The 11,058-nt window shown below is 76.1% G+C and carries 9 protein-coding genes; 4 read left to right on the forward strand and 5 right to left on the reverse strand.

Annotated elements, in window-relative coordinates; genetic code table 11:
• Positions 1–177 precede the first annotated feature (177 nt).
• Complete coding sequence (locus ACA361_RS08425; protein ID WP_375011248.1) at positions 178–825, forward strand: hypothetical protein; 648 nt, start codon at positions 178–180, stop codon at positions 823–825.
• Positions 826–842: 17 nt separating this feature from the next.
• Here ACA361_RS08425 and ACA361_RS08430 read toward each other — a convergent pair whose 3' ends face one another.
• The 4 genes from ACA361_RS08430 to ACA361_RS08445 all read right to left on the reverse strand — a co-directional run bounded on the left by ACA361_RS08430 (position 843) and on the right by ACA361_RS08445 (position 6,858).
• Complete coding sequence (locus tag ACA361_RS08430) at positions 843–1,262, reverse strand: hypothetical protein (protein ID WP_375011249.1); 420 nt, start codon at positions 1,260–1,262, stop codon at positions 843–845.
• A gap of 65 nt (positions 1,263–1,327) precedes the next feature.
• Complete coding sequence (locus ACA361_RS08435; protein ID WP_375011250.1) at positions 1,328–4,561, reverse strand: AAA family ATPase; 3,234 nt, start codon at positions 4,559–4,561, stop codon at positions 1,328–1,330.
• Complete coding sequence (locus ACA361_RS08440) at positions 4,561–5,970, reverse strand: oxygenase MpaB family protein (RefSeq protein ID WP_375011251.1); 1,410 nt, start codon at positions 5,968–5,970, stop codon at positions 4,561–4,563. Before ACA361_RS08440 ends, ACA361_RS08435 begins: the two co-directional genes overlap by 1 nt.
• 177 nt (positions 5,971–6,147) lie before the next feature.
• On the reverse strand, positions 6,148–6,858 hold the full coding sequence (locus ACA361_RS08445; RefSeq protein ID WP_375011252.1) for a Crp/Fnr family transcriptional regulator: 711 nt from the start codon (positions 6,856–6,858) through the stop codon (positions 6,148–6,150).
• Positions 6,859–6,960: 102 nt separating this feature from the next.
• Between ACA361_RS08445 and ACA361_RS08450 the strand changes: the two genes are divergently transcribed.
• Positions 6,961–7,560 carry an RNA polymerase sigma factor gene (locus ACA361_RS08450; RefSeq protein WP_375011253.1) on the forward strand — a complete coding sequence of 200 codons (600 nt, stop codon included), beginning with the start codon at positions 6,961–6,963 and terminating at the stop codon, positions 7,558–7,560.
• 52 nt (positions 7,561–7,612) lie between these two features.
• Here ACA361_RS08450 and ACA361_RS08455 read toward each other — a convergent pair whose 3' ends face one another.
• On the reverse strand, positions 7,613–8,944 hold the full coding sequence (locus tag ACA361_RS08455; RefSeq protein ID WP_375011254.1) for a hypothetical protein: 1,332 nt from the start codon (positions 8,942–8,944) through the stop codon (positions 7,613–7,615).
• A gap of 106 nt (positions 8,945–9,050) precedes the next feature.
• On the opposite strand from ACA361_RS08455, the gene ACA361_RS08460 reads away from it, so the two are divergent.
• Positions 9,051–9,695, forward strand: coding sequence for a class I SAM-dependent methyltransferase (locus tag ACA361_RS08460; RefSeq protein WP_375011255.1), 645 nt, complete (start codon positions 9,051–9,053; stop codon positions 9,693–9,695).
• A gap of 81 nt (positions 9,696–9,776) precedes the next feature.
• Positions 9,777–11,012 carry an acyl-CoA dehydrogenase family protein gene (locus tag ACA361_RS08465; RefSeq protein WP_375011256.1) on the forward strand — a complete coding sequence of 412 codons (1,236 nt, stop codon included), beginning with the start codon at positions 9,777–9,779 and terminating at the stop codon, positions 11,010–11,012.
• Positions 11,013–11,058: the final 46 nt, after the last annotated feature.

An 11,058-nucleotide genomic window follows, 5' to 3' on the forward strand; every position in this document is an offset into this window, starting at 1 on the left:
ACCAGCCCGGACGGGCGGCAAAGGAACGACGGCCCGGGGCGAACGACGGGCAAGGCCGCGACGGCAGGACGTCCGGCGGCAAGGCGCGCGGGCGGCGGGACGTACGGCGGCAGGGCGGGTGGCGGTGTGAGTGATGGCGGTCGGGGCGCTGGCGGCTCGAGGCGGAGGGAGCGGGAGATGGGGATGAAGATGGAGCGGCCGGTCGGGGATGTGGTGCGGCGGGTCATGGCGTTCGACGCCGTGCATATGCGCAGCCTCTTCCTGTGGGTGGCGCGGCGGCGGGACGGGGTCGGACCCGGCGGTGTGCCGCTGCCCTACTCCGGGGCCCAGACGGCCACCATGGCGGCCTTCCTCATCGCCATGGTCGTCGAGCTGGTCGGGGTGGAGATCATCCTGCGGGCGGTGGGCGCCCCGGGCTGGCTGCGGGCCGTGGTGTTCGTGATCGACGCGTACTCGGTGCTGATCGTGCTGGCGGTGATCGCGGCCTGCATCACCCGCCCGCACGTGGTGTCGGGCGATGAGCTGCGGCTGCGGTACGGGGCGTTCTTCGACCTGCGGATCCCGCGCGAGCGGATCGCCGCCGTCCGGCAGATGCGCAACTACAACGAGGACGGCCTGATCAGGGTCGAGGACGGCGGCCGGCTCGCGGTCGTGGTGGGGTCCCAGACCAACATCGTCGTCGAGCTGGCCGAGCCGGTCACCGCCGTCCGTCCGCTCGGCGGGCGGGCCGAGGTGACGGCGGTCCGCTTCTACACCGACACGCCCGGGGCCGCGCTCGCCGCGCTCCGCCCCTCCGAGGAACCCGAGCCCGAGCCCGCCCGCTGACGCCGCGCAGTGCCGGTCTAGACGATGACGAACTCGTTGCTGCGCAGCGTGGACACGATCCCGCCGGCGGCCAGCAGCGTCACCGTGAAGCGGTACGCGTCGCCCACCGGGAACCGCTCCACCGGCACCATCAGCGTGTCGAGCTTGGCGTAGCCGGCGTGGGCGCCGAGATCGGTCCAGCCGAACTTCCCGGCCGTGATCGTCTCGACGTCCCGCCGCCGCGCGAACGTGGTCATGCCCCCCGAGGTGGAGGCCGCGCTGATGATCAGCGTGTACGGCGCCTCGGCCTCCCCCAGGCCGTCGCCGGACTCGGCCGCGATCACCAGGTAGAACTCGCCCATCCGGGTGCCGCCCAGCGCGTTGGGCGTCGGATCCTGGGACGCCCCGGGCTTGTTGGTGGTGAAGACCCGGATGAGCCGGACATCGTTGGCCTGCATGCGCCCCCCTGGTAATCGCTCGGTACCTCAACAGAGCCGCGGGGCGCGGGCGGTGATACATGTCCTCAGGGGCGGGCCGCCAGGCGGCGTTCGAGGAGCACCGCGCCGCGGCCCTCGATCAGGGCGGCGGCGCGGCGGCGCAGGTCCGCGGTGTCCGGCCCGCCGCCCGTACGGTCGGCATGGTCGGCATGGTCGGCCCAGTCCAGCAGCGACTCGGCGCCCAGCAGCGCGGCGCCGCAGCGCTCGTGCACCGCGGCGGCGGCCGCGAAGTGCTCGCCGGCGCGGGCGGCGTCCCCGGACGCGGCCGACAGCAGCGCGAGGTAGTGGTGGCCGCAGTGGTGCCCGACCGCGGAGGTGCCGAACGTGTCGCCGTGCGGGGCGAGCGCCTCGTACAGCGGGCCGATCAGGTCGTCGCGGCCGAGGTGGCAGGCGGCGTACGCCAGGTTGTCCAGCGCCGGGCGCTGCGCCAGGTCGGCGCGCGGGATCAGGCCGTGCTCGGCGAGGACGCGTTCGAGCGCGGGCCCGGCCTCGGCGTCGTCCAGCTCGCACAGGAACCGCAGGATGGCGTGGACGGGGTCGACCCGCGGGCTCTCGGAGGCGCGGCGCAGCCGGTCGCGCAGCTCCCCGAGCCGGCCCTGGAAGCGGCGGATCTCGCCGATCTGCTCGGCGTGGAAGGCCAGCGCCTCCAGGCGGCGCCCGAGCTTGGAGCCCATCTCCAGCGCGGCGAGGGAGGACCGCTCGGCGGCCTCCATGTCGCCGCGCAGCAGGATGAGCCCGGTACGGCACATGCCGACCAGCCACACCAGGTGCGGCTGGCACAGCCGCCGCGCCAGCTCGTCGGCGTGCTCCAGGAACGTCGCGACGATGTCCATGTCGCCGCGTTCGAGGACGGGCGGGATGCGCTGGAACGTGGCGTGGAACAGCGCCAGGTCGTCGCCGGTGCGGAGGGCCGCCTGGAGCATCTCCTGGCCGTCCCGCAGGCGGCGCTCCAGCGGCACGGCCGGGATCACCGTCAGGCTGCGCAGCCCGAGGACGCTCACGAGCGTGGCCGGGTCGGCGGACTCGCGGGCCAGCGCGACCGCCTCGTCGCTCAGCGCGTACCGGCGGCCGCCGTCCCGGGCCCAGGTCAGCTCGGCGGCCAGCTGCGCGGTCAGCAGCGCCCGGGTCCGCAGGTCGGCCGGGTCGACCAGGTCGCGCGCGCGGGTGAGCAGCTCGATCCGGCCGGCGTCGGCGGCGGCGGTCATGCTGAAGAAGCCGCGGTCCTCGGCGCCCGCCGCCGCCACGACCAGGTCGCCGCGCCCGCACTCCTGGGCGAGCGCCGCCGCCTTGGCCAGCGTGGGACGGCCCTCCGGGTCCCCGGCGAGCCACATCGCGCGGCCGCACCGCACCAGCGCCTCGGCGCGGCGGTCCGGGCCGGCGGCCGGGTCGCGGTCGAGCAGTTCGAGGAGGCTGCGGCACCAGGTGACGGCCTCCTGGTGCGCCAGCCGGGCCAGCGCCTGCGCCGCGGCGTGCCCGGCGGCGTCCGCGGCCGCGGCGATCCGGGCCGGGTCGTGGCCGCCGCGGGCGGCGGCGAGCAGGTGCGCCGCGACCACGTACGGCCGCGACTCCATGATCCGCGGGTCGGCGTCCCGGAGCGCCTCGGCGACCCGGCCGTGCAGCAGCGCGGCACGCGGCGCGGACAGGGCGCCGTACGCGGCCGACCTGATCAGCTCGTGCGAGAAGCGGCAGGCCCCGGTGGCCGCCATCGTGACCAGGCCGCTGGCCATGACCTCCTCGATCACGTCGACGAAGCCGGCCTCGTCCATCCGCAGCGCCACCCGCAGCTCGGCCGAGTCCATCCGCTCCCCGACCGCGAGGAGGTTGACCAGGTCGCGGGCGCCCGGCCGCAGCCTCGCGAGCCGCGCCACCACCATGCGGGTGACCGAGTCGGGCACCGCGATCCGGTCCAGGTCGCCGCCCGCCACCAGCTCCCGGGCGACCTCGCTGACCAGGAACGCGTTCCCGCCGGTGATCTGGTGCAGCCGGGCGGCGCCGGGAGCCGAGCGGCGGGCGACCGCGCGCAGCGCCGCGGTGACCTCGTCCACCCCGAACGGCGTCACCGGGACGATCCGGCTCTCGGCCTCCAGCCCGTGCCAGCCCGCCGCGGCCGGGCCCGGCGCGTCCGCGGGAACGGGCCGCGACGTCGCCAGCACCAGCAGCGGCAGCCCGTCCGACTCGAAGATCAGTGCGCGCAGCATCTCCAGCGACTCGGCCGTCGCCCACTGGAGGTCGTCGATGACCAGCAGCACCGGGCCGACCGACGCCAGCCGCTCGACCAGCGTGCGCGCGGCGGCGGCCAGCTGGTAGCGCTCCGACACCGGCTCGGTCGCCGGCGGTACGGCCAGCTCCAGCGGCGGCGCGGCCAGCGAGGGCGCCAGCCTGACCAGCTGCCCGCAGCGCCGGTCGACCCCGGCCCGCAGCAGCAGCTCCGGGGCGTCCCGGGCCAGCCGCTCCACCGCCGCCGCGATCGGCTCGTACGCCTGCCGCGCGGGATCGGTGCAGCGCCCGGCCAGCACGGTGAAGCGGCGGTCGGCGGCGCGCCGCGCGGCGACCGAGGCCAGCCGGGTCTTGCCCACGCCCGGCTCGCCCTGGAGGATCACCACCCGGGTGCCCAGCTCGGCCGCCGCCAGCTCGGCGTCCAGCGCGGCCAGCTCGGCCTCGCGGCCGACGAACGGCAGCACGTGCCCGGCGTCCAGCCAGGACGGCAGCCGCAGCGCCGGGTCGTCGCCGGAGTTGCGCCACAGCAGCTCGTACGTGCGCAGCGGGGCCCGCAGGCCCTTGGCCGGGAGCCGCCCGCGGTCCTTGAACTCGTGCCCGCCGCGGTCGCGCGCCATCCGCCGGACCAGCTCGGTGCACAGCACCTGCCCGCCCCCGGCCAGGCCCATCAGCCGGGCCGCCTCCACCGTGGGCAGGCCGCTGACGTCGTGCTCGTGCCAGCGCACGTCGCCGACGCTGAGCGCGGCGCGCACCGCGACCGGCTCGGCCGCCCGGTCGCTCTCGCCGGCCATCGCGCGCTGCACGGCGACGGCCGCCTCGAGCCCGGCGGTGGCCGAGGCGAACACCGCCATCAGCCCGTCCCCGAGGCTCTTGGTGTAGACGGCCCCGGCCGCGGTGACGGCACCGTGCAGCGCCTTGTAGACGCCCGCGAAATGGCCGTCGGCCAGCCGCTCGCCGAGCCGGGCCCGCGTCGCGGTCGAGTCGACGACGTCGGTGAACAGCACCGTCGCGGTGGTCAGCGCGCCGGGCGCCGGGGCGGCCATCACGCCGCCCGCTCGCCCCGCCGCTCACCGCGCCGCTCGCGCAGCGGCCGCAGCGGCGCCCGCACGGCGCGGCGCGCCGCCCGCCGTGCGCCCCGGGCCCGGCGGGCCGCGGGCGCGCGCCGCAGCCGCCAGCGCCGGGCCAGCTCGCCTGGGATCTGGAACGGGGCGCCGCCGCCGGAGTAGCGGTCGGCGTAGGTCAGGATCACCATCCGGCCGGCCCGGCGGATCAGCCCGCGCACGACCGGCCGCAGCGGGTCGGGCAGCCAGGACACGCGGTGCGCCGCCAGCGCGGTGGCGAACATCGGCCGCGCCCACCAGGCGGGCGGCGGCACGCCGAGCATCTTCGGCACCTCGCTCACGCCGTGGGCGGCCTCGGCGAACAGCCAGTGGATCAAGCTGCGGGGCAGCTTGCGCCACCCCACGAACATGAAGTCCTCCATCTCCGCCAGCAGCGCCGCCATGAGCCGGCGCCCCTCGGGGGTGGGCGCGAGACCGCGGCCGAGGTGCGCGCTGATCGCGTCGAGGTCGGCGAGCGCCAGCGGGCCGTCCGCGCACGCGTCCACGCCCATGAGGTGGCCGAAGACGCTCCAGACGTAGAGGTTCGCGGCCCGGTCGCCGTCGTCCAGCACGATGCCCATGCGCTCCATGGCCTCCCAGGTCACCAGGGAGAAGTCCATGAGCGTGGCGAGCAGCAGCTCCTGGTTGACCGGCGGGCCCTGCGCCTCGGTGTCCCACACCTCGGGGCCGTCGCGCTCCAGCAGCAGCGCCCGCACGCAGGAGTGCAGCAGCCGCAGGCCGATCGCGGCGGTGTGGCCGCGGCCGCCCGGCTCCAGGGCGCCCGCCCTCTCCAGGCCCATCACGTCGATGAGCATCTGCCCGGTCTCGGCGACCCTGCGGGTCAGGTTCCCGGTGGCCAGGTCGGACACGCGGGCCAGGGCGCGGGCGCTGCCGGGCTCCGCGTACGCCAGGGGGAGGCAGGAGAAGAACAGCGCGACCGACTGGTAGAGGCCGTACTCGGTGAACACGCGCTGGCCGCGCTCGATCAGGGCGGCGTCGCGGCCCCAGTCGGGCAGCTCCGTCGCCGCCGCGAGCTCGTCCAGCAGCTCCACGGGGTCGTCCGGGGGCGGCGGCTCGGCCACGGCGACGCCGCGCGCCCGCGCCTTGGCCCGGCCCAGGTCGCGGATCAGCGCGCGGACGAGCCCGCCGGGGTCGGCCGCGGTCTCGGGACGCTCGCGCCGGTAGCGGGCCACCATCGCGTCGATCTCGGGATCGGCCGCCGCGCGCAGCCGCCGGAACTCGGCGTCCGTCCAGCGGTCCGCCGCGCCCGCCGAGCCTGCCGCACCCGCCGAGCCTTTCGCGCCTTCGGCGCCCTCACCGGCCGTGCCGCCGGTGCCGTTCCGGGCACGCATCGCGTCACCCCCGCCGATTCGCCCGGTTCCCCTGGCCCGCGTTTTCCGCGGTCACGCCGGGGCGCGGGCAGCGGAAAATGGACAGGGACACTTTACCGGCACGTTCCCGCGGGCCCCGTTTCCGGTGACACGGGTGTCCCTATCCGGCCATTCCCGTAACGCCACACACCGGGCAATTCACGGCATGCCGCGCCGCCGCAGCGCCTCGATATCCCGCAATACGATCGTGCGCTTCTCGATCGCGATGACATCGCGCGCGGCGAGCGCGTGCAGCGCGCGGTTGAGCGCCGGCCGGGACGCCCCGACCAGCGCCGCCAGATCGGACTGCGTCAGCCGCAGGTCGATCACCGCGCCGTTCGCGGGGTCGTCGCCGCCGGGCGCGGCGTGCTTGCCGGCCAGTTGCAGCAGCACCTTGGCCAGCCGCCCGCCGAGGTCGAGGTACGCGGTGTCGGCGGCCCGCTCGGTCAGCCGCCGCACCAGCCGCCCCAGCGTCAGCAGGAACTGGTCGGTCAGCTCCGGATGCTCGTGCATCAGCGCCAGCAGGCGCTCGCGCGACAGCGAGAAGAGCCGGGTCGGCGCGGCGGCGACGATCGACGCCGAGCGCGGCGCGCCGTCCAGCACCGCGATCTCCCCGAACGTCTCGCCGGGGCCGAGCGTGTCCAGCACGATCTCGGCGCCGCCCTCGGTCGCGAAGACGACCTTGACCAGCCCGTCCAGCACGACGTAGAGGCGGTCGCCGGGGTCGCCCTGGTGGAACACGTACCGGCCGGCCGGGTGGCGGCGGCTCGATCCGGCCGCGGCCGCGGCGGCGATGCCCGCCTCCCCCAGCACGGCGAACAGCGGAACGGTGGCCAGCACGCCCGTGACCCACTCGCCGCCGCTTTCCATAAAACGAACTGTACGGCCGTACGCCGCGATTGTGTCGTAGCAGACATCGAAACTGTAACCACGGAAACAGCACGAAGTCCGATCTTGATGGAACGTTCTCCCATGACCGGAGAACCACCCGCCGCCGCGCCCGCCGCCGAGGACCCCACGGCCCTCGTCGCGGCGGCCCGCGCCGGCGACCCCGACGCCTGGCAGCGGCTGGTGGAGACCTACACCGGCATGCTGCGGGTCAGGATCCGGCGCTACCGGCTGGGCCGCGAGGACGCCCAGGACGTCATCCAGACCACCTGGCTGCTGGCCGTGCAGAACCTGTGCCGGCTGGAGCAGGAGAAGCGGATCGGCAGCTGGCTGGCCACGATCGCCGCCCGCGAGTCGCTGCGGATCCTGCGGCGGTCCCGGGAGGTGTGCGTCGACGACCTGGACACCGTCGACCGGCCCCGCGACGACGACGCGGCGGCCGTCGACCGGCGGCTCGCGCGCGCCTGGCTCGCGGGCACGCTCGCCGAGGCGGCCGCCGAGCTGCCGAATCCGCAGCGCGAGCTGTTCACGCTGCTGGCCGAGCGGCCCGAGCTGAGGTACGTCGAGGTGGCCCGCGCGCTCGGCCGCCCGATCGGCAGCATCGGCCCGTCCCGCGCCCGCTGCCTCACCCGGCTGCGCGGCCTGCTGGAGGAGCGCGGCGTGACCCCGGACCTGCTGGTCTGAGGCGGGACCGGTGAAGCGGACGGTGAGGGAGGTGAGCATGCACGCGGCGGGTTCACGCCTCGTACCCGGCCTTGGGCGGGCGCGTGGCGATCGGCCGCTCCTCGGTGAACGGGCGGAGGTCGAAGGCCGCCAGCGCGTCGGCGTCCGGGTCGGCCCGCAGCGGCGAGCGGTACAACTGCCGCAGGACCGGCAGCCGCGTCCGGCGCCGGGTGACCTGGCCGTGCCGCCACTCGCGGTACGGCGCGGGCACGTCGCCGTCGTCCATGTCCGCCAGGAGCCCGTCGGACGCCGGCGGCACGTACGGGGGGTCGAACAGCTCCGGCACCGCCAGGTAGAGCCGGAAGAACGTGGCGATGAACCGCATCCGGTCGTCGAAGTCGAGCCAGTCGGTGACGCCGTCGGTGGCCCGTTCCGGGTCCGGGACGAACCGTTCGACCAGCTCGCGCACGTCCGCGTCCTTGAAGGGCGCCCATAGCGGCTCGGTGGCCGCTCTCCGCGGGGGCGGGAGCGGCCTTCCGAGTCGGAACGACCCGAGCGGCGTGCGCATCCCCATCAGGTTGCGCGTGTAGAACCCGGCCCACCACTCCTCCACCTTGCGCACGTGCCGCGGCTGCGACTCGTGCGGCTGCAGGTACACCTCCAAGCGGTGGGCCGGGCGCCCGGTCACCACGCCGCGCAGCCAGTGCCCCGGGGCCCGCAGCACCCAGCGCGGCGGCCGGTAGAACACCAGCTCCAGGGCCCGCTGGACGCGCTGCTGCTCGTAGGCGACCAGCGCGACGCTGGCGCCCAGCACGTACTCGGCGCGCAGCGCGGGGTCGGTCTCGTCCCTGGCGCGGGTGAACATCTCCACGACCGTGTCCAGGAGCCTCTCGTCGGCCGGGGCCAGCAGCCGGGTGAGGAACGCCGGGCGGCGCACCACCGGGTCGGGCGCCCCCTCGCCCGCCGCGGCGGCGGCGCCGCCCGGACGTTCCGTCTCCCGCGACTCCCGCACCCGCACCGCGTACTCCGGCCCGCCGGCCCACAGGCCGGCGGCCAGGCTGCCCATCTCCAGGAAGATGGCCCGGTTGGCGAGCGCGAGGCCGAGCTGGTAGCTCGGGCCGAGCAGGGCCAGCATCACGCTCCGGAACGGGCGCCGCAGGGCGGCCGGCACGTTCAGCCGGCGTCCCGTCTCGGCCAGGAACGGCGAGCCCTCCGACAGGTCGAGGTTCTCGCTGACCGCCCGTACCGCCCACACCGCGTAGCAGTACCAGTTGTTCGCGTCGCGGCCCAGGTGGCGGGCCAGGTCGAGCGCCAGCCGGTGGTAGGCGAACGCGATGACCCGGGCCTCGTGGGTCGGCTTCCGGTCCTGGTACGTCGCGATGCGGACGATGTCGTCCACCGTCAAGGGACGTAGGGGGCGTGAGGGGTCCATAACCAGGAAGAGGGCGCGCCCCCGTGCCCTGATACATGCCTCCGGCACTTCGCCGGGGGCCCGGAGTAGGGTGCCGGGCATGACCGAGGACGTTCCGCCGCGGCTGGCCGGGCATCCCGACCGGATCCGGTGGAACGCGAAGTACGCCGGCGGCGCGGGCCCCGCGTTCGTCCCGCATCCCCTGGCGGCGCGGGCCCTGGCGCTGGCGCCGCCGGACGGCCCGGTCCTGGACCTGGCGTGCGGCCCGTCCGGCGCCGCGCTGCTGGCCGCCGGGCAGGGCCGCCGGGTCACCGCGGTGGACGTCTCGGACACCGCGCTCGGGCTGCTCGACGCCGAGGCCCGCCGCCGCGGCGTCCGTGGCCTGCTCACCCTCGTCCACGCCGACCTGGGCGAATGGGCGGCGGACGGGCCGGGCGGGTTCGCGCTGGTGCTGTGCACCGGTTTCTGGGACCGCCCGGTGTTCGGCCCGGCCGCGCGCGCCGCCGGGCCCGGCGGCGTGCTGGCCTGGGAGGCGTTCACCATCGCGGCGCGGACCGTGCGGCCCGGCCTGCCCGCCGGATGGTGCCTGGCGCCGGGCGAGCCCGCGTCCCTGCTCCCGCCCGGCTTCACCGTCCTCGGCGAGGAGGACGTCCCGGACGAGCGGCACGGCGCGAAGCGCCGCCTACTCGCGCGCCGCGCGGGGCACGGCGGGCACGACAGGAACGGCGAGCACGGGCCGGCTTAGCGGCCGCTCGTTGATCATGTGACGATGGCGGCGGGCGTCAACGCCGACGCACCGCTCCCCCACTCCCGGGAAGGACCGCCATTGCCCTCCGCCCCACGCGCCACCGCCCCTTCCGCCTCCCCCGCTCCCACCGGTGACGACCTGGTCCGCCGCGCCGCCGAGATGCGCCCGCTGCTCGTCGAGCGGCAGGCCGAGACCGAGCGCCGCACCTACTACGCCGAGGACGTCCACGAGATGTTCCGGGAGGGCGGCTTCTACCGGATGCTGGTCCCGCGCCGGTACGGCGGGCTGGCCCTGCCGTTCTCCGACTACGCGCGGGTGCTCGTCGAGCTGGCGCACGGCTGCGCCGGCACCGCCTGGTGCTTCGGCCTCGCGGCGGCGCACGCCCTCCAGGTCGGCTCGTACTTCGGGAAGCACGTCCAGGACGAGGTGTTCGGGGACGGCGAGTTCCGGGCCGCGTCGGTCGCCGCTCCCGGGGTCGTCGCGCGCCGCGAGGACGGCGGCTGGCGGCTGGACGGGACGGTCGGCTACTGCTCGGGCGTCCCGTACTCGACCCACTTCGTCGGCCAGGCGCTCATCGACGGCCTGCCCAGGGAGGAGCAGGCGCGGCGGATGCTGCTGTACATCGCGCCGCGCAGCGAGTGGACGATGCTGGACGACTGGGGCGGCGACCTCGGCCTCAAGGGGAGCGGGTCGCACAGCATCCGGTTCGACGGCGGCCGTATCCCGGCGGACTACGCCCTCGAAGGCGTCGACATGCTCAACGTGGCCGTGGACGGCGGGACGCCCGGGTACGCGCTGCACGGCGACGCCCTCTACTCGGGACGGTCGATGGCGCCGTTCACGATGACGCTGTGCGCGATCACGGTCGGCGCCGGGTACGCGGCGCTGGACGCGTTCGAGGAGGAGATGCGGACCCGCCGGACGGCGCTGCCGCCGATCGTGCCGCGGCTGACCGACCCCGACTACCACCGCTGGTACGGCGAGGGGCTGGCGAAGATCGCCACGGCGGAGGCGGCGCTGATGCGGTGCGCGACCGAGCACCACGCGCTGTGCGAGCGCACGGCGGCGGGCGGCCCGCCGTACGGCGCGGAGGAGGAGGTGCGGCTCGGCGCCATCGCCCGGGAGGCGATGCTGCAGGTCATCGCGGTGGTCGAGGGGCCGCTGCGGCAGAGCGTCGGCGCGGGCGTCCTGGACGACGGCGCGCGCTTCACCCGCATCCTGCGCGACCTGGCGATGGTCGCCGCGCACCGCAACACCGTGATGCGCGAGCCCCTCTACCGCGTTCTCGCGGGCCTGCACCTGGGCCTCGCCTGACCCCCGGCCGGGGGGGGGGGGGGGGGGGGGGGGGGGGGGGGGGGGG

Source organism: Actinomadura sp. 21ATH (assembly GCF_041951345.1).
Lineage (GTDB): Bacteria > Actinomycetota > Actinomycetes > Streptosporangiales > Streptosporangiaceae > Spirillospora.